The following is a 19466-nucleotide window of genomic DNA, read 5'->3' as shown; positions in this document are numbered from 1 at the left end:
CACTCCTTAATTGGACTCGCCCACCAGGGCGCGGCAGAAATCTTTGGCATTGAACTCCTGCAGGTCATCGACCTGCTCGCCCACGCCCACGCGCAGGATCGGGAGCTTGAGCTTCTCGGCCACGGCCATGGCGATACCGCCCTTAGCCGTGCCGTCGAGCTTAGTCATGATAATACCGTCCAGGCCCAGTGCCTCGTTAAACTCGAGCGCCTGGTTCAGACCGTTCTGGCCGGTGGCGGCATCGATCACGAGCACGACTGAGACGGGCATGGGGCCGGCGGCCATATTGGCGGCGCGCTTACGCGTCACGTTAACCACCTTGGCAAGCTCGCGCATGAGCTCGGGGCTCGTGTGCAGACGACCGGCAGTGTCGATAAGCACCAGGTCGCTGCCGCGCTTGTCGGCCTCGTCGAGCACGTCGTAGCAAACACTTGCCGGGTCGGAGCCGCGGTCGCGCTTGATGACGGGGACGCCAGCGCGCTGGCCCCACACATCGAGCTGCTCGATGGCGGCGGCGCGGAACGTATCGGCAGAGCCGATCACGACATTCTTGCCGCGGGCGGCCATGGCGCTCGCGATCTTACCGACCGTCGTGGTCTTGCCGGCACCGTTAATGCCCACAAACAGCACGCAGCTCGGCGTATCGGAGAACGGATCGCGCTCGGTGGGCACAAAGTGCTGCTCAAGCTGCTCGGCCAGGGCGCGACGGAGTTGCGGGGCGGTCTTGAGGTTCTTCTTGGCCGCGGCATCGCGCAGGTCATCGGAGACCTTGATGGCGACCTCGGCGCCCATGTCACCCATGACGAGGGTGTCCTCCAGGTCCTCCCAAAAATCCTCGTCGACCTCGCCGCCAAAGTAAAAGACCTCGTTGAGGGCCTCGCGACTGCGCTCAAGTCCGCGCGAGAGAGCATCGAAGAATCCCATTATGCATTCACGACCTTTCCGGTTTCGCGATCGAGTTTTTGCGAGACGACGCGACTGACGCCGTCGGCTTGCATCGAGACGCCATAGAGGACGTCAGCGTCCTCCATAGTACGGCGCTGATGCGAAATGACCAAGAGCTGCGTATCGGAACGCAACACATCGAGCGCGCCGATGAGCTTGGACAGGTTGGCGTCATCGAGTGCCGCCTCGACCTCGTCCAGCACATAGAACGGCACCGTGCGCGTGCGGTACACGGCAAAGAGCAGGGCGAGCGCCGTCAGGCTCTTCTCGCCGCCCGACATGAGCATCATCTTGGTGATGCGCTTGCCGCGCGGCTGCGCCACGACCTCGATACCCGTCTCGGCAGGATGCTCGGGATCGGTCATCTCCAGATGAGCCTGACCGCCCGGGAAGAGCATAGCGAAGATCTCGCGGAAGTTTGCGTCGACCTTCTCAAACGTCACCAGGAAGGCCTTCCGCATCTTGCGATCAATGGCCACCGTGATCTTGGTGAGCGCCTTGCGCGCGCTCTCCAGATCGGCCAGCTGCTCCTCGATGTAATCGGCGCGGCGCTTGAGCTGCTCGTACTCCTCCATGGCAACCTGGTTCACAGGGCCCAGGTTGTTGATCTGACGCACGAGCTGGTTGAGTTCGCGCTCGGCGGCATCGCGGTCCGTGGGCGCCGGAAGCATGAGCGCTTCCTCTAGTACCGTGGTGCCATCGGCGGTAATGGCCTTAATGGCGGCCTCTACCTGCACCTCGAGCTTGCCACGCGCGACCTTGAACTCGTTTTGCGTGGCGGAGGCGGTATCGACCCGCTCCTTAGCGCGGGCAACCTCTGCCTTGGCATCCTCGATGGTCTTCTTGAGCGAAGCGGAGTCCGCCTCCTCCAGAGAGGCCTGGTCACGCAGGCGCGCTGCCCAATCCGACGCGCGTTCCAACAGGGCAGAATAGCGTTCGTGCATGGGATCGACGCGCAGGCGCAGCAGCTCGAGCGAGCGCGAAGCCTGGCGTGTTCCGCGGATACGACGGTCGATGCCCTCAAGACGATGCTCCAAGTCGGGCACACGGCCCTTCAGCGAACGCAGGCGTTCGCTCGTCTGGGCTAGGCGAACCTTGGCGTCGGCGAGCTTGCCGGCAGCCTCGGAATCGTCACGGCGAACGCGGTCGAGTTCGTCGTTAGCCTCGGCAATCTGCAAGCCCAGATCGCTTGCCTGCGCACGGGCCTCGTCACGCGAACGGGTGAGCTCGTCCACGCGCGGGCGCGCAGAGCGAACGGCCTCGGAGGCCTGCTCGCGGCGCTTGGAGATGCGCACGCGCTCGACCTCGGCATTGTTGGCGCTTTGCTCCAGACGGCCGATCTCGGAAAGCAGCGAGCGGCGCTCGCCCTCAAGGCGGGCAATCTCACCGGCGGCATCGCCCTCGGCGGCACGCGCTTCCTCAACGGCCGCATTGGCCTCAACGACCTGGCCTGACACATGTTCAAACACAGCGGCCAAATCGGGCTCAAGCCCCTCCAGCTCGCGGATACGGCGCTTGCGCTCCAAGGCACCCGACGCCTCGCCGGCATCGAGGCCCACGCGCACCAGGCCGCCACAGCTTACGCGAGCGCCATCGGGAGTCACGTAGGTCACACCGTCAACGACAGGCGCGGCCAGCGCGGTAGCCAAGTCATCGACCATGTAATAGCCGCCGAGCAGCGCCTCGACGACGGGACCGTAGCCTGCGCGCACGGAAAGGCGATCGACCAGACGGGTACCGGCAGCGCCCTCAGCGGCGGTAGAGCCGCTCACGCCGCGCGCCACCAGCAGCGCCTCGCCCGAGGCCTTCTTCTGGTCCAGAGCGGCACGACCGGCACGCTCAAGCGCGGACGTATCGTCGAACAGCAGGGCATCGATATCGCCGGCGAGCAATTGCTCAACCAGGCCCTCAAGCTCGCGCGGGGCCTCGAGCACGTCGCCCAGACGACCCGAGACATCGTCGCCCAGCGCACCCACCAGCCGGCTCACGAGCGGCGAGCTGTCGGCCATGCGGGCATCGAGTTTCTTATGACTGGCAAGCTCCGAGCGCACCTCGGATAACTTGTTGCGCGCCTCGCTCTCGCGGGCACGCAGGTCCTTCAGGGCCGCGCGTGCCGCCTCGGTGGCCTCACGCGCATCAACCTGAGCCTGGCGCGCTTCCTCAAGAGCGCCCTCAAGCTCCTCGGCGCGGTCGCGACGGCTCTCGAGCGAGGCCGTGACCTCCTCGAGCTGTTCATCGATCTGCTCCAGGCGCGAGGCATACATGTTGTCCTCGACCTCGGCATTGCTCAAGGAATCCTTCACCTTAGCGAGCTCGAGCGCGGCGTTATCGGCCACGCGCTGCACATCACGTTGTTCACGCGTAAGCTGCGAAATCTGATTGTCGAGCGCCACGCGCCGCTCGTGGAGCTCGGCGGCGGCAGGACCAGCGGCGTCAACGTCCTCCTGGGCCTGCATGTGCGCACCGGTCACTTCCTCAAGCTGCGCACGCGCGTCCTCGAGCTCCTCGACCACGCGACGTCGCTGATGCTCGGAGCTCGAAATCTGCCCGCGCATGTCAGACAGGCGCGACACCATGTTGTGGCCCTTTTCCTCGAGCAGGCGCATGTCGGAGTTAATGCGGCCGACCACATCTTGCATATGACGGCGCTGCTCGCCCAAATCGCCCACAAACAGGCCCTTTTCCTCGAGCATGACCTGGAGTTTCTCGAGCTCGCGTTCCTTTTCGCCCAAGCGGTACTGCGCAAGCTCAAGCTCGGCAGCGCCCTCCTTGGAGCGGCTCTCCAGGTCGTTCCACTGCGACTGCAGCGAACGCAGCTCATCGACGGCCAGCATCTGCGTAAGCTCGTTCGCGCGCGAGGACAGCTCTTTGTACTTGCGCGCGCGATCGACCTGACGCTCCAACGGTCGCAGCTGACGGGCGATTTCCTTATTGATGTCGCGGGCACGCGTCAGGTGCTCGTCCATCGACTTAATCTTTTTGAGCGCACGCTCCTTGCGGCGCTTGTGCTTGGAGATGCCGGCGGCCTCCTCGATAAGGGCGCGGCGCTCCTCGGGGCGGCTCTGCAAGATGGCGTCGAGTTTGCCCTGGCTGATAATGGAATGTGTATCCTTGCCCAGGCCCGAATCGTGCAGGATGTCTTGAATGTCCATCAGGCGGCACGGACTCGAGTTGATGAGGTACTCGCTTTCGCCCGAGCGATACATGCGACGGGTGATGGCGACCTCGTCAAAATCGACAGGCAGCATATGGTCCGAGTTATCGAGCACCAGCGTGACCTCGGCAACACCCACCGGCTTGCGCGCCGACGAGCCCGAGAAGATGACATCCTCCATGGCCTGGCCGCGCAGCTGCTTGGCGCTCTGCTCGCCCAGGACCCACAGAATCGAGTCGGAGATGTTCGATTTTCCCGAGCCGTTGGGACCGACGATGACGGTCAGGCCCGGCTCAAACGTCATATGGGCACGGTCGGCAAACGACTTGAACCCTTTGAGCGTGAGGGACTTGAGATACACGGTTCCTCGCTTAAACAGGCTTCTTGTTGAGAATCACGCCGTTGGTGGTGTAGCCCATGCGGTCAAGTGCCTCAAGAGCAGCGGCTCCCTCGGCTTCCTTCTTTGAGGAGCCGGAGCCGCGACCCTGACGAATACCATCGATCAACACCACGGCGGTAAAGGTGGGCGCATGTGCCGGGCCCTCGGAGCCAACGAGCTTGTACGCCGGGGGTTCGTGACCGTCGGCTTGCACGCACTCCTGCAAAAACGACTTGGGGTTCGCAGGATGCTCGGCACGCTCGGAAGCCAAATGCGGCTTAAGCGTACGGTGAATGAACTCTGCCGCGGCATCCCAGCCGGCATCCAGGTACAACGCGCCCACGAGCGACTCATAGACGTTCTCGAGGGCCGAATGCAGGCCGCGCGCACCGGTACCGGTCTCGGAGGCACCAAAGATGATGATGTCGTCGATGCCCAGCTCGTGAGAAACCTCGGACAGCGTAGCGCCCGAGACAAGCGACACCTTCAGGCGCGTGAGCTTGCCCTCGTCAAACTCCGGATAGGACTCAAACAGGGAGCGTGCGACCACAGCGCCCAAAATGGAATCGCCCAAGAACTCAAGGCGCTCATAGCTGGCAGAAACCGGCTGGCCCTCGACTGCCGAAGGATGCGTAAGGGCCGCGCGCAGCAGCACCTTATTATTGAACTCGTGGCCCAGAATTTCCTGGCCGCGCGTAAGTCGTTCAGACAAAGCCAAGACCTAGGCCTCCCTGGCGTTTTCGATAGCGTCGACGGCGTCGGCGACAGAGTTGAGCGAGAGCAGAGTCTCGTCATCGATCTCGAGGTTAAACTCGTCCTCGATAGCCGTAACCAGCTGCAGGCGCTCGAGCGAGTTGGCATCGAGGTCGTCAAAGGTGGTCTCATCGCTAATTTCGGCAACATCGACGCCCAGAACGTCAGCAGCGACCTCGGCGATCTTGTCGAAGATTTCGGAGCGGTCCATAGCGCTTCCTCTCATAGTGCATGAATACCAAAAGAATGGTACCGCCCGGGCGGTACCAAGACACGGTTCTGATTCTACCCCACGACGCACGCCCCGAGACGCATAACGCCGCTGTTATAAAACGATGCCGTCCATGGAGTTGGCGACATTCTCGACCAGCCCGGCGCGCACGGCTTCGGCCGCCGCGAGCGTACCGTTTTTAACAGCCTCGACCGATGTGGCGCCATGGCCGATCAGGACCACGCCGCGCAGGCCCAAAAGAATCGCGCCACCCTTGGCGTCGCCCGAAAGCTTGGCCTTTATCTCGCGCATCTGCTTTTTGATGAGTAGCGCGGCAATCTTGGTGCCAAGCGAAGACATAAAGGCACCCTTGAGTTCCTGCAGCAAAAACTTGGCAGCGCCCTCGGTGGCCTTGAGCGCAATATTGCCCGACATGCCATCGGCAACGACGACATCGAAGTTACCTGAGGTGATGTCCGTTCCCTCGCAGTTACCAACAAAGCCGGGAACGGCGGCTTTCATGGCCGGGAAGCAGGCCTTGGTAAAGTTGGAGCCCTTCTCGTCCTCGGTGCCGTTAGCAAGCAGGCCCACGCGGGGATGCTCGATGCCCAGGACGACGCGAGCATAGGCGCTACCCATCTGAGCAAAACGCACCATGTCATCGACCTCGACATCGGGGTTGGCGCCCATATCGCACAGCACCGTCAGACCGCCGGCACGATTGGGCAGCGCATTGGTCAGACAGGGGCGCACCGGCTGCTTCTTGCCTTCGGCCTGATACCTAAACGGCGTCACATAGGCGGTGGCAGCGGCGGTCATGGCACCGGTGGAACCGGCGGAGAAGAACGCATCCGCGTTGCCCTTCTTAATGGCGCGACACGACAGCACGATCGACGACTTGCGTTTAGTCATCACGGCGCGAATGGGATCGTCATCCATGGCGATAACGTCGGGTGCCTCCAGGGCCTCGACGCGCGCATGGGAGGCGGCAAAGGGGTTGACGATTTCGGCGGGGCCAGCTGCCAAGACCTCGATATCGGGATCGGCAGCAAGTGCAGCCTCGATACCATCGAGAACAACCTGAGGTTTCTCGTCTCCACCCACAACGTCTACACAAACGCGAACGTTACTCATATACATGCTCCTTATACAAAAATGGCCGACTCATTGAGCCGGCCATTGTGGTTCCATTTGGAACGGCATCGCATCCAGAGTATACCGTTACTCGGTAACGATAACCTCGCGGTCCTTGTAGAAACCGCAGCTGGGGCACACGTGGTGCGGAAGCTTGACAGCGCCGCAACGGGGGCACGTGGACTGAGCCGCAGCCGAGATCTTCATGTTGGCGGAACGACGGGTGTGAGTGCGGATACGACCCTGCTTTTGTTTAGGTACGGGCATAGTGACCTTCCTTATGAACTATCCAGTGTGGCGATTACGCGCAAGTAGCGATACTACCACAGTTTTACTCATCAAGCTTGAGATTCTTCAATGCTGCAAATGGATTTTCCGTGGCTTCGGCCCATTCGGCCTCGGCTTGGGCAGCACAATCACATTGCTCCACGTTGAGATTGCAACCGCAAGTGGGGCACAGACCGCGACAATCGGGCTTGCAGAGCACCACAAACGGCGTGTCCATAACGACCGCGTCATTGATGGGCTCGCCCAGATCGACGAGACGGTCCTCACCCAGGAGCTCGTAGCCGTCCTCGTAGGCCTCGGGATCCTCGGGCTCCTCAAAGAGATAGAACTCCTCGATCTCGCCGGCGATATCAAACGAGGCGGGCTCCAGGCAACGGTCGCACTCGCCGGTGGCGTGCGCGCGGACCATGCCCGTGAGCAAGACACCGGTACCGGCATTGGTAAAGACAACGTCGTAGTCGATGCCGTCCTGAAGCTTGTACTCCTTCTCGCCCACCGTGTAGGTGGCGACATCGACCTTACCGGTCAGCGGATACGAATCTCCAGGAAACTCGAGCTGCTCGGAAAGATCGACGATAACGCTCGGGAACTCAGCCATTACCACTGACCATTCTGTTGGGCAGCACCCTCGTTGAGCTGCTGACGGCAACGGGTAACGGTGCCGGTCAGGCTCTTGAGGTTCTCCTCCAGGTGCGTAAAGACCTGCTCTGCGTAGTCCTCGGCAGCATAACGCGTCTCGCGCTCGTACTGCTGGGCACGATCGCGGATGTCGTCGGCCTGCTGCTGCGCAAGGCGGACGATCTCCTGCTCACCGGCAATGGTGAGGGCCTGCTGCTGAGCGTCGGCGATAATGGAATCGGCCTGGGCGGCGGCGGAAGCCATAAGCTCCTCGCGCTCCTTAAGGATACGGCGGGACTTCTGCCACTCCTCGGGATAGCTCATGCGGATCTCGTCGAGGATGTTGAAGAACACGTCGGCGTCGATGACCTTGAACTGAGCGTTCTTGCCGAAAGGCGGCTTGGCTTCCTCGATCAGCCCTTCGAGCTCATCGACCAAGCTGACGATCCTATCGCCAGGAAAATTCTCGCCCGGCATCCGGTCTCCTTTCATAGGTAACATATCATCGTGCTAGTTTACCACATGCCACCAGGCAATAAGAAACGTCACGAAAAGCGATGTTTGAGCGCTTCGACCACGTTGGGCGGGACAAACGTCGATACGTCACTACCGAGCGAGGCGATCTGGCGAACGACCGAGCTTGAGATATAGCCGTACTGCGGCGCGCTCATGACAAAGATGGACTCCAGCTCGTTATCCAAGCGATAGTTGAGGTCGGCCTGCTGCAGCTCGTACTCAAAGTCGGTCATGGCGCGCAGGCCCTTGACCACGGCCCCCGCCCCCTGCTCACGAGCGAAGTCGACCAAGAGGCCGGTAAAGGGCAGGACCTCAACGCCGTCGATATCACCGAGCGCCTCGCGGGCCAGCGCCACGCGCTCATCGAGCGTAAACGTGGTGCCCACACCGTTTTTACCCTGCGACTCGGCAACAGCGACGATCACGCTGGGAAAGATGCGGCGGGCGCGGCGGATCACATCGATATGGCCAAACGTGATGGGATCGAAGGTGCCCGGGACGATCACGCGATTGATGGTGTCACTCATGGGCGTCCTCCGGGGATACTGCCTCGTCATTTTCGTTAGCATCAGTGCCGCCGTCCTTGCTATCGCCGGCCCAGCGCAGCAGGTCGACCGAGGTGATGCCGTAGCGCTTCTCGCGCACGGTCTCAAAGCCTGCCGGATGCGCGCCCGCATCGGCGGCGGCATGCTCAAACAAGGCGTAAGCGCCAGACGCAAGCAGACCTTGCTGAGCCAGGTTCTGCAGCAGCTCCTCGACCGGCTCGGCACCAAAAGCATAGGGCGGGTCGAGCAGGACCAGATCAAAGGGGCCGCCCGGTACACGACCGCGCGAGGCACTCGCCAGCATGTCGCCCGTGATCACGCGCCAACGCGCACGGTCACGGCAGAGCGACTCGATATTCTTGGTAATGAGCCGCGCGGCGTTGCGATCGATCTCAAACGTCGTGAGCGAGCGGGCCCCACGAGAGAGCATCTCTAACCCTAAGGCACCGGAGCCGCCAAAGGCGTCCAGCACGCGGACCTCGTCCAGATCGAAGTCGAATGCCGACATGATCATAGATGCGCACGACTCGCGCACGCGATCAGTCGTGGGGCGGGTGACATCGCGACCACGGGGCTCCTCGATCTTACGACCGCGCCATTCGCCGCCGATGATTCTCATCCTCCGCTGACCTCCTTAAAGATATGTCGATAACGCATGGCGACCGCGTCGCGCAAGGGACGCGTCGCCACAGAATCAAGGTTGCAAGCATACCGCAAGAGCTCGACCGCGTCCAAATGGGCCCATTCGATAAGGTCCTCATCGGCGTCCAGGTCCACAAAGCGCAGGGTCACACCGCCATGCTGGCGGTACCCCAGGATTTCGCCCTCGTGGCGCAAACGCAGGTCCATCTGGGCAAGCGTAAAACCATCCGAAGTTTTTTCGAGCGATTGCAGGCGATCTTGTGCTGCCGACGCGCCGCCGTTGCCCTTGGAGTGCGTCATGACCAGGCACGTGCCCGACACGCTGCCGCGGCCCACGCGACCGCGCAGCTGGTGCAGGGCAGCCAAACCAAAGCGCTCGCCGTTCTCGATGACCATGACGGTGGCGTTAGGCACGTCGACGCCCACCTCGACCACCGTAGTCGAGACGAGCACGTCGATCTCGCCACGCTTGAAGGCATCGATCACGCGGTCCTTCTCCCCCGCTGGCATGCGACCGTGAAGGCGCTCGACGGCAAGACCCGGCAACGCCAGACGCAAGCGATCGAGCTCGGTCGCCGTATCGTGCAGCGGCACGGGGACCGTCACGCGGCCCTCGTCGTCGCGGGCGATACCGGGCACGTCCTCCAGTTCATCGGCTGAATCACTCGGCTCCACAAGTGGGCAAATCACGTACGCCTGCTGGCCCTTTGCATGCGCCTCGCGGATGGCGCCATAGGCGAGGTCGCGGCTCGACTCGGTGAGCACGCGTGTCGTCACGCCAGCGCCAGGAACGGGCCGATGGCGGATGATGCTCGTGTCCAGATCGCCGTAGACCGAAAGCGCCAGCGTACGCGGGATCGGCGTCGCCGTCATAACGAGAAGATCGGCACCCGGGCCCTTGGCGCGCAGGGCGTTACGTTGGCCCACACCAAACCGGTGCTGTTCATCGATGACCACGAGCGACAGATGCTTGAACGCAACGTTATCTGAAAGCACCGCGTGGGTGCCAAAGAGCACGTCGAGCTCGCCCGATTCCAGCTGGGCATGAATGCGCTCGCGCTCTGCGGCCGGCGTGGCACCCGTCAGGAGCGCCCAGGACATGCCAGCCTGCGAGAGCAGAGGGCCGGTCTTATCGGCATATTGGCGCGCCAGCACGCCCGTGGGCGCCATAACGCAGGCCTGCGTGCCGCTATCGGTAGCCACAGCCAGCGCGCAGGCGGCAACGGCAGTCTTACCGGTACCGACATCGCCCAGCAGCAGGCGGTTCATCACGCGCCCGCCATCGCACATATCGCGCAGGATATCTTGGAACGCGGCCTCCTGCTCGTCGCTCAACGAAAACGGCAGGACCTGCTTGAGCGCGGCCAGGTGCTCGCCCGCGGTGTGGACATAGGGCACCACATCGACCAAGCCGCCGTCGTTGCGCAGACGCAGCGCCAGCTGCAGGTAGAGGCACTCCTCGTAGGCAAGCCGTGCGCGCGCGATATCGCGCTCTGCCATGCTCGAGGGAAAGTGGATCGATCGAAGCGCGCGGGCACTGCTCATCAGGCGGCGCTTGACGCGCAAGCTTGCGGGAATCGGGTCGAAGGGATTGCCGACGACCTCGAGCGCGCCGCTTACGATGCGGCGCATCCACGCCTGGCTCACGCCGTCACTCACATAATGGACCGGCAAAATGGTACCCGCAGCACGCCCTTCCTCGAGCTTTTCAAAGTGCGGAGAGGCCATCTGCTTAAAACCGTAGGCAAACTCAACCTTGCCCATCACGGCCAGGCGGTCGCCCTGCTTAAGCTGCTGGGCAATCCAGGGCTGGCGGAAAAAGGCGACCTGCAGCACGCCCGTCTCGTCAACGAGTGAGACCTCGGTCACCTGCATGCGCGGACGCGGCTGTTTTTGGACGATACGGTCGACCGTGGCGATGATGGTGCACACAGTACCGATGGGCGCCATCTCGATAGACCAAGAACGGGTAAAGTCCAGGTATCGATGAGGGATATGGAGAAGGAGGTCCCCCACCGTCCGAATTCCCAGACGGCGAAGGGCCTCCTCACGTTTACCCGAAACATATTTGAGTCGCGCGATATCCTCGTCGAGCGCATTGCTCTGGGCAAAGCGCTCCGAGACGCGCGGCACGGAGCACAGCTCGGACATAGGCAGAGCCTACTCGATCGAGAAGATCACGGGATAGAGCGGCTGCTCGCCACGATGGGCGTCGATCTCCAGATCGGGCTGAGCCTCCTCGATGGCGTCGACGATCTCCTGGAAGGCCTCGTCGAATAGCTCCTCGCCGGCCAGAATCGTCAGCGCGTCGCCTTCCTCTTCCTCCTGCATGCGGTTGATGCAGTCGAGCGTGACCTGCTTCACGTCGGAACCGACCACGTCGATGGAGCCGGCGATGATGCCCATGACGTCACCGGAGTGAATCGGAGAGCCGTCGGAGGCGCTGGAGTCGCGCACGGCGCGGGTGACCTCGCCATCGCGGACCTCGCTGATGGCGTCAACCATGGCGGCAACGGCGTCCTCGAGCTCAGAATCGGGCAGGACGGCGAACAGCGCGGAGAACGCCTGCGGGACGGTCTTGGTGGGAACGACGGCGACCTTCTTGTCGGTGCAGGCAGAGGCTGCGGCCTCGGCAGCCATGCGGATGTTGCCGTTATTGGGCAGGATGATGACCGAGGTCGCGTTGACCTGGTCGACGGCGCCCAACAGGTCGGCGGTCGAGGGGTTCATGGTCTGGCCACCCGAGACGATCACGTCAACGCCGAGGGACTTGAGGATGTCGGCCTCACCGGAACCGGCGGCAACGGCGACAAAGCCCAGGGCCTTCGCGGGCTCGGCGGCCTTCTCCTGATCCTCGTGGATCTTAGCGGTACGGTCGTGGGCCTCCATCTCCATGTTGTGGATAAAGACCTCATAGATCTGACCAAGCTGCAGCATGTGCTCGAGCACCAGGTTGGGGGTGTTGGAGTGCACGTGGATCTTGTAGTCGGGATAGGCACCCACGAGCAACTCGCAGTCGCCCATGGAGCCCAGGAACTTAAGGCACTCGTCCTCGTCAAACGGGGCATCGGCCTTAAAGAGGAACTCGTTGCAGTAGCGGAACTCCGAGCCCTCCCAGTCATCGTTGGCCTCGATCTCAACGCGACCGAGGGCCGCATCGCGGGCAGAGCCGGCAGAATCAAACGTGGCGGAGAAATCCTCGACAACGGTGCTACGGCCGAGCGCAGCGGCAACAAAGTTCTCCAGGAAGATGGCAAAGCCAAAGGCGCCGGAGTCGACCACGCCGTTCTCCTTCAGAACCGGCAGCAGGTCGGGCGTGCGGGCGACAGACTGGTAGGCCTCGACAACGATGGCATCGAGCGCGTCCTCGGCCGAGAACTTCTTCTTTTCGCACTCGTCGGCCTTGGTCGAGACATCGCGCAGTACAGTGAGGATCGTGCCCTCGATGGGCTTGCGGACGGCCTGGAAGGCGACCTTGACGGCACGACGGAACGCATAAGCGATGTTGGCGGAGGTGATGGGCTCATCGGCAGAGACGAGGCCCTCGGCCACGCCGCGCAGAATCTGCGACGTGATGACGCCGGAGTTACCGCGGGCGCCCATGAGGGAGCCGTGAGTGATGGCGCCGGCGATGGCCTCCATGTCGGCATCGGCGGGAAGGGCGGAGAGCTCCTTGGTCACCGAGGCGAGCGTGAGCGACATGTTGGTGCCGGTATCACCGTCGGGTACGGGGAAGACGTTGAGCTTGTTGATCTCCTCGGCCTTGTCGGAAACGGCAGCCGCAGCGATCGGAAAACAGGTGCGAATGGTCTTTGCAATCATGAGTGGTGAAATCTCCGTGTTCGGATGCTAGTTCAGACGGCTCTTGAGCGCGTCGATGTGAATGCCGATCTTAAGGCTGGCGGGATCGATCTGGGCGATCTCCTGCAGGGTGAAGGCAACGGAGCTCGAAAGATTGTGGCAGACAGACTTCATGTTGACGCCGTTCTCGAGCACGACGTGAAGATCGACCGTAAGGCCGTTCTCGTCGGCGGAGACAAGCACGCCCTTGCGGAGGCGCTGACCGGCAAGCAGGCGCACGCTCTCGGCGCCCTGGAGCTGCTCAGCCATACCGACGACGCCATAGCACGTCATCGCGGCATAACCGGCAATATCGGCAATAACGTCGTTCGAGACGCTCAGGCTGCCGTTAATGGTCTCAGACACAAGAATCTCCTTATCTGGTGCTCGCGGCACCATCTCGTGGGAGCAATCATTGCAATATTCTACAACGACCGCGCCATGTTGAGGTGGTGGGTCGCGGGATTACATCCTCGACACGAAATGTTGATATGGCAACGTTCGCGCCAGGCGATCGCGGCATGAAAAAACCCGCCGCATTAGCGACGGGTTTTACAACCTGGCTCCCCGGGTAGGACTCGAACCTACAACAGCGCGGTTAACAGCCGCGTGCTCTACCATTGAGCTACCGAGGAATTTAAAAGCCCAACGGAAAGGGCTGGAAAATTCTGGCTCCCCGGGTAGGACTCGAACCTACAACAGCGCGGTTAACAGCCGCGTGCTCTACCATTGAGCTACCGAGGAATAGGTGCGTGCTCTCAAGCAACGAAGTTTATTATACGGACGAATCAGCTCAGGGCAAGAACTTTTTTAAGAATTTTTCCGACCCAGTCATTGTCGTTGGGGACGTTCTTAAACGACTAGTCATTCAAGAACGTCCCCAATGACTACATGAAAGCGCCCCCAAGCGGATGTGCTTGAGGGCGCTTCTTGCTTGACTAGCTCTCGATATAGTCCTTCAGCTTGCTGCTACGGCTGGGATGGCGGAGCTTGGCCAGCGTCTTGGACTCGATCTGGCGGATGCGCTCGCGCGTGACGCCAAACTCACGACCGACTTCCTCGAGCGTACGGGGATGTCCGTCGACAAGGCCAAAGCGCAGCTCGATAACCTTGCGCTCACGATCGGCAAGCGAGTCGAGCACCTGGGTGAGCTGCTCCTGCAGCATGGAGAAGCTGGCGGCATCGGGCGGAACGATGGCCTGGGAGTCCTCGATGAAGTCGCCCAGCTGGGAATCCTCTTCCTCGCCGATGGGGGTCTCGAGCGACACGGGCTCCTGCGAGATCTTCTGGATCTCGCGGACGCGGTCGGCACTCATGTCCATCTCGGCACCGATCTCCTCGGGGGTCGGGTCGCGGCCCAAGTCCTGAAGGAGCTGACGCTGCACGCGGACGAGCTTGTTGATGGTCTCGACCATGTGCACGGGAATACGGATGGTACGGGCCTGGTCGGCGATAGCGCGCGTGATGGCCTGACGGATCCACCACGTGGCGTACGTGGAGAACTTAAAGCCCTTCTGATAGTCGAACTTCTCGACGGCGCGGATCAGACCGAGGTTGCCCTCCTGGATTAGGTCCAGGAACAGCATGCCGCGACCGACATAACGCTTGGCGATGGAGACGACCAGACGCAGGTTTGCACTGATGAGCGCCTGCTTGGCCTCAAGACCGACATTCTCAATACGGGTCAAACGACGCATCTCGGAACGCGTGAGCTCGAGCTCGCCCGCCTCGGCAGCCTCGAGCTTCTCGGTGGCCTCGAGACCGGCCTCGATCTTCATGGCCAGATCGACCTCTTCGGAGGCGGTCAGCAGGTCGACCTTGCCGATCTCCTTGAGGTACATACGAACCGGATCGCCGGTCAGCATCACCGTGGAGGCATCGATGCCACGCACACGGGAGCGTGAACGGGACGTGCGCACGGTGCGCTTCTTCTTGCTCTTGGAAGAACCCATCTCGGCGTCGGCCTGACGGGCCATCTTGAGCTCATGATCGTCGAGCGAGCCGGAATCGTGCTCGTCGTCATCATCGAAATCGTCGGTATCGGTATCGTTATCATCATCGTCGACGTCCATGGGGGCGTCGTCGTTACCGCTCGCGGAGATAATCTGGATGCCGCTGTTGCGCAGCGCGGAATACACCGCGGTGAGCTGCTCGTCAGAAACATCGATATCCTTCAGGGCGACCTGAATCTCGTCCTCGGTTACCGAAGTCCTGTTTGAGCCGTTGCCCATGAGCTTTGCAACGTAGGATTCCAGCCCAGTACCCGTGCTCTCAGTCTTTTTTGGCACAGATTCTCCCTTCATAGTCCACAGGACTCAATACTTTAGCACACACATTGACGTCTATACCCAAAAAGAGGACTGGATATAGGCGAGAATACGCTGGTTGACCACAACATCTAGGCTTGTTCGGTGCCTGCGGCCTCCAGGCCGATCAAACGGAACGGATCCGCCACGCCGCCGATCGACTTTTGCAGTTCGCGTTGACGCTGCGAATCCTGCGCGGCCTGCACGGTCAGCGCGCGACGGGCCTCATCATCGAGCGAACGGTCCTGGCGCAGCTTGGCCTGTGCGGCACGCATGCGGCGCTTGATGGTGTAGAGCTCGAGCGTATCGAGCATAAACACGATGTTCGTCTCGGTAGGGTGCTTGCTCGTCGCCGAGATGCGCCCGGCACTCACAAGCGTTGCCGCCTCGGGACACACCGAGCGTGCCGCATCCATGCAGGCTGCAGGATCGGTTCCCGGCGGCGTTGCCAGAACGGCCCATGCGATGGACTCGTGACGTGGGTCAACCCACTCAATGGAGCAGATGCGGTCGGCATACGTGCGGAACAAGTCGGGGTAGCTCGTGAGCATGGCCAGCAGCTCGCGCTCCCCTGCCAAGGACTTGCGCTCTAGATCGGTAAGAACCATCGGCGCCGCCGCAGCCGGTGCGCCCGAACCATCAGCCACAGGCACAGCGCCCATACCATCAGGCACATCGATTGGCGGCAGATCGTCGAAGACCTCCACGGGCGCGGCACCGTAGGCATCGAGCGGGGCGTAGTCGTACGGCTCTTCTTCGACAGGCGCGGACACCGGCGGCGTCGTGCCCGATGCCCAAGCACCGCGACCGGCATCGTGAGAACCCGACGCCTGACCGCCCGCGCTACCGGACCGCTCAGCCTGTGCCCGCCGGCGCTCATAGTTCTGCTCACGACGTCGTTCCGCATCCTCGCGCTTGGCGACATCGCGAAACACACGGCCCGAGCTCGCACGCACGGTCTCCAGATCCAAACCCAGCAGATCGGCAATCTGGATAAAGTACGTGTCGATCATATAGCTATCGCGCAGCGGATAGATGAGCGTGAGAGCGTCCTCCAGCGCCTTGGCGCGACCGCCCGGCGTGGTGATGTCGCTCGACTCCTGCAGCGAACGGTAGACAAAGTCCATAAGCGGCTCGGCAGCGTCGATGCGCGCCTGCAGCTCCTGTCCACCATGTGCCGTGATGAACTCCATAGGATCGTTGCCGTCGGGCAGCACCACGCAGCGCAGGTCCATCGAATCCTGTTCGATAAACTGAATCGCGCGACGAGCGGCCTTCTGGCCCGCGGCATCGCCGTCAAACATATACACGATGCGCTTGGCAAAGCGGGTGAGCGTCTTGACATGATGCTCCGTGAGCGCGGTGCCCAGCGTAGCGACAACGTTTTTGATCCCCGCCTCCCAGCAGGCGATACAGTCGGTATAACCCTCCACCACGATGGCGGTATCCTGCGCGACGATAAACTCCTTGGCCCAGTTAAAGCCGTAGAGGTTTCGCTTTTTATGGAACACGCTCGTCTCGGCGGTGTTGAGATACTTGGGTTGGCCGTCACCCATGATGCGACCGCCAAAGGCAATGTTGTGACCCTGCTCGTCAAAGATGGGAAACATCACGCGGTCGTAGAAGCGGTCGGCGAGCTGTCCGCGCCCACGGCTCACGGCCACGTTGGCATCGATCATCTCCTGCGGGGTAAAGCCCGCCTGAGACAGGTGCGACACCAGCATATTGCGGCCCGGCGCAAAACCCAGGCAGTAGCGGCGACAAACGTCGCCACCCATGCCGCGGCTGGCAAAGTACTCGCGCGGACGGCCGTCCTTGCCGCGCATAAGCATGGTGTGGTAGAACTGGGCCGTCTCGGCGCACAGATCGTAGATGCGGGCACGCTTGGTGCCGCGCTCGCGGCGATCTCCGGTATCATGCAGCTCAATACCCGCGCGATCGGCCAAATAACGGATTGACTCGGGAAAGCTCAGGTTCTCGCGCTTCATGATATAGGTGAAGACGTCGCCACCCTCGCCGCAACCAAAGCAGTGCCACACCTGCGTGGCGGGGATAATGTGGAAGGACGGAGTCTTTTCGCCATGAAAGGGGCAGCAGCCCCAAAACTCATGGCCGCGGGGCTTGAGCTCAACAGTTTCCTGCACGATGGCGACTAAATCGGACGCAGCACGTACCTGGTCTTTTTCCTCATCGCTAATCACGGATGCTCACCCCCTGCTCACCCAAGTTGTGACGAATATCTTCGATATTACCCTCGACGGTCGCGATCAACTCATCCAGCGAATCGAACACGCGCGACGGGCGCAGCCAGCGCGTAAACGCCAGCGAAACGGAAGCGCCGTACAGGTCGCCCGTATAACCAATTAAATTAGCCTCGAGATGCGCAGATGCCGCATCGTCAGCATACGTTGGCGGCAGGCCGACGTTCACGGCAGCGGGCCACACGGTGTCATCGACGAGTACCATGCCCTCATACACGCCATCGGCAGGCACCTGAATGCCATCGGGCACCTGAAGATTTGCCGTGGGAAAGCCCATGCCAGAACCCTCGTGACGGCCGCGAATAACACCGCCGCGCACCATATACGGGCGGCCGAGCAACTCAGCAGCCAGCTCCACATGGCCCTGTCCGAGCTCATGACGGATACGGGTGGCGCAAATGGCCTCACCGCCCTCGCAAAGCAGGTCGTGACCATACACGTCAACGCCGCGCTCGGAACCCCAGGCGCGCATCTCGGCAACACCAGATGCACCGCCACGGCCCAGCCTAAAGTCGCTGCCAACGCGAATCGAGCGAATGTCGACCAGACGCGACACCAGCGAGAGAAAATCAACATGGTCAAGCGCCGCAACCTCAGGCGTAAAGGGAACGGCCACCACCGCATCGACCCCGGTTTGAGCCAGGGCATGCAGACGGTCGGCCGTCGTCATCAATTTTTGAGCGGGCGAAGGGCTCACCACAACGTCCGGATCAGGATCGAAGGTAACCACGACCGCCTTGCAGCCATGGGCACGGGCATCACGGACAAGCGCTTCGATGAGTTCCTGGTGTCCACGGTGCACGCCATCGAACACGCCAATAGCGATCGAGGCAGCACCCAGGTGCTCACACTTATCAAACGCATCGGCAGTAACGATGCGAGCCTCGTCCGACTCGCCCGCGAAAAAGACACGCGCGAGCTCGCGAGCGGACAACATCATCGAACACCGCCGATTGCCTGCGGAAACACGTGCTCCATAACAAAGCGGCCACTCTCAATGCGGGCGAGCGCCTTGAGTCCCCCATCGAGCACCAACGCAAACGGCGCCTTCGAGGCATCGAAATCGGCAAGCGCACGCTCAACGGGAATGCGTCGGCCGCAAAGCAGGTCGTCGGCAAGATTGCCCGGCAAGTCAACTCGCGTGGCGCCCAGGGCCGCAATGGGATCCAGGGCAAAGCCAGCGGCGGACTCGGGAGAAAGCTCCTCCACCGCATGACAGGCGCCAATGGAAACAACACCGGAGGCCGTGCGGCGCAGCGCGGAAATGTGCGCGGCGCTCTCGCAGGCACGGCCCAAGTCGCGAGCGAGCGCACGAATGTAGGTGCCCTTGCTCACCGAGAACGCCACGGTCCACACACACGTATCACCCTCGCCGCCCACGGCGATCAGGTCGGCGGCATAGACCTGGACGGGGCGCGGAGGTAGGTCCACCGCATTGCCCTCGCGAGCAGACTTGTAGGCGCGAACGCCATTGACCGAGATAGCCGAAAACGCCGGCGGCACCTGCATCTGCGGACCCAACATAGCGGCCAAGTGCTCACGGGCATAGGCAGGGTCGCGGAGCTCGTTGGCAACAGCCACCGTGCGGACCGCCTCGCCCTCCGCATCATCGGTATTGGTCTCGGCACCAAACGAAATGTCGGCGACATAGCTTTTGGTATCGAGGGTTAGCATACCCAGCAGACGGGTGGCCTGGCCCACGCCCACCACCATGACACCCGATGCCATAGGGTCGAGCGTGCCGGCATGGCCGACGCGCCGCTCATGGAGAGCGCGCCGACATTGCGAGACCACATCGTGGGACGTGCAGCCCACCGGCTTATCGACGGCGAGCAGCATATTCAGTTGAGAAGGCGTACGACGAGCCATGTACC

The 19466-nt window shown here is 62.0% G+C and carries 17 protein-coding genes and 2 tRNA genes; all 19 read right to left on the bottom strand.

What is annotated here, in order from left to right; genetic code table 11:
• Positions 1 to 6 precede the first annotated feature (6 nt).
• The 19 genes from ftsY to truB all read right to left on the bottom strand — a co-directional run bounded on the left by ftsY (position 7) and on the right by truB (position 19461).
• Entirely contained in the window at positions 7 to 924 is a 918-nt protein-coding gene (gene ftsY / locus AAAX34_RS06665; protein WP_343000862.1) for a signal recognition particle-docking protein FtsY, read from the bottom strand.
• Positions 924 to 4460, bottom strand: coding sequence for a chromosome segregation protein SMC (gene smc, locus AAAX34_RS06660; RefSeq protein ID WP_349110530.1), 3537 nt, complete (start codon positions 4458 to 4460; stop codon positions 924 to 926). Before smc ends, ftsY begins: the two co-directional genes overlap by 1 nt.
• A 10-nt stretch (positions 4461 to 4470) precedes the next feature.
• Positions 4471 to 5196, bottom strand: coding sequence for a ribonuclease III (gene rnc / locus AAAX34_RS06655; RefSeq protein ID WP_349110528.1), 726 nt, complete (start codon positions 5194 to 5196; stop codon positions 4471 to 4473).
• A gap of 3 nt (positions 5197 to 5199) precedes the next feature.
• Complete coding sequence (locus AAAX34_RS06650; RefSeq protein WP_055309519.1) at positions 5200 to 5442, bottom strand: acyl carrier protein; 243 nt, start codon at positions 5440 to 5442, stop codon at positions 5200 to 5202.
• Between the two features lie 114 nt (positions 5443 to 5556).
• Entirely contained in the window at positions 5557 to 6576 is a 1020-nt protein-coding gene (gene plsX / locus AAAX34_RS06645) for a phosphate acyltransferase PlsX (protein ID WP_055309520.1), read from the bottom strand.
• 87 nt (positions 6577 to 6663) lie between these two features.
• On the bottom strand, positions 6664 to 6843 hold the full coding sequence (gene rpmF, locus AAAX34_RS06640; protein WP_022094017.1) for a 50S ribosomal protein L32: 180 nt from the start codon (positions 6841 to 6843) through the stop codon (positions 6664 to 6666).
• 64 nt (positions 6844 to 6907) lie between these two features.
• Positions 6908 to 7462 (bottom strand): DUF177 domain-containing protein, encoded by a 555-nt coding sequence (locus AAAX34_RS06635; RefSeq protein WP_349110526.1) that lies wholly within the window; start codon positions 7460 to 7462, stop codon positions 6908 to 6910.
• Positions 7462 to 7959: an ATPase gene (locus tag AAAX34_RS06630; RefSeq protein ID WP_040358176.1), complete on the bottom strand. Its 498-nt coding sequence runs from the start codon at positions 7957 to 7959 to the stop codon at positions 7462 to 7464. The genes AAAX34_RS06635 and AAAX34_RS06630 overlap by 1 nt, the downstream gene beginning before the upstream one ends.
• A 68-nt stretch (positions 7960 to 8027) precedes the next feature.
• Positions 8028 to 8525, bottom strand: coding sequence for a pantetheine-phosphate adenylyltransferase (coaD, locus tag AAAX34_RS06625; RefSeq protein WP_117820276.1), 498 nt, complete (start codon positions 8523 to 8525; stop codon positions 8028 to 8030).
• Complete coding sequence (rsmD, locus tag AAAX34_RS06620) at positions 8518 to 9162, bottom strand: 16S rRNA (guanine(966)-N(2))-methyltransferase RsmD (protein WP_349110524.1); 645 nt, start codon at positions 9160 to 9162, stop codon at positions 8518 to 8520. Before rsmD ends, coaD begins: the two co-directional genes overlap by 8 nt.
• Complete coding sequence (recG, locus tag AAAX34_RS06615) at positions 9159 to 11336, bottom strand: ATP-dependent DNA helicase RecG (protein ID WP_349110523.1); 2178 nt, start codon at positions 11334 to 11336, stop codon at positions 9159 to 9161. Before recG ends, rsmD begins: the two co-directional genes overlap by 4 nt.
• A gap of 9 nt (positions 11337 to 11345) precedes the next feature.
• Positions 11346 to 13007 carry a DAK2 domain-containing protein gene (locus AAAX34_RS06610; protein WP_349110522.1) on the bottom strand — a complete coding sequence of 554 codons (1662 nt, stop codon included), beginning with the start codon at positions 13005 to 13007 and terminating at the stop codon, positions 11346 to 11348.
• Between the two features lie 27 nt (positions 13008 to 13034).
• On the bottom strand, positions 13035 to 13424 hold the full coding sequence (locus AAAX34_RS06605) for an Asp23/Gls24 family envelope stress response protein (RefSeq protein ID WP_187361832.1): 390 nt from the start codon (positions 13422 to 13424) through the stop codon (positions 13035 to 13037).
• A 161-nt stretch (positions 13425 to 13585) separates the two neighbouring features.
• Positions 13586 to 13660: transfer RNA gene (locus AAAX34_RS06600), tRNA-Asn, on the bottom strand.
• A 34-nt stretch (positions 13661 to 13694) separates the two neighbouring features.
• Positions 13695 to 13769: transfer RNA gene (locus tag AAAX34_RS06595), tRNA-Asn, on the bottom strand.
• Positions 13770 to 13963: 194 nt separating this feature from the next.
• Entirely contained in the window at positions 13964 to 15313 is a 1350-nt protein-coding gene (gene rpoD, locus AAAX34_RS06590) for an RNA polymerase sigma factor RpoD (RefSeq protein WP_148345866.1), read from the bottom strand.
• A gap of 110 nt (positions 15314 to 15423) precedes the next feature.
• The gene (gene dnaG, locus AAAX34_RS06585; protein ID WP_349110521.1) at positions 15424 to 17532 is read right to left on the bottom strand and encodes a DNA primase; all 2109 of its coding nucleotides are present in this window, start codon (positions 17530 to 17532) and stop codon (positions 15424 to 15426) included.
• The gene (ribF, locus tag AAAX34_RS06580; protein WP_349110519.1) at positions 17525 to 18532 is read right to left on the bottom strand and encodes a riboflavin biosynthesis protein RibF; all 1008 of its coding nucleotides are present in this window, start codon (positions 18530 to 18532) and stop codon (positions 17525 to 17527) included. Before ribF ends, dnaG begins: the two co-directional genes overlap by 8 nt.
• Positions 18529 to 19461 (bottom strand): tRNA pseudouridine(55) synthase TruB, encoded by a 933-nt coding sequence (gene truB / locus AAAX34_RS06575; RefSeq protein WP_349110518.1) that lies wholly within the window; start codon positions 19459 to 19461, stop codon positions 18529 to 18531. Before truB ends, ribF begins: the two co-directional genes overlap by 4 nt.
• Between the last annotated feature and the right edge of the window lie 5 nt (positions 19462 to 19466).

It is taken from the genome of Collinsella sp. CLA-ER-H4 (assembly GCF_040092395.1).
Lineage (GTDB): Bacteria > Actinomycetota > Coriobacteriia > Coriobacteriales > Coriobacteriaceae > Collinsella.
The sequence above is the reverse complement of the archived record's forward strand: the minus strand, read 5'-3'. Positions and strand labels throughout refer to the sequence as shown.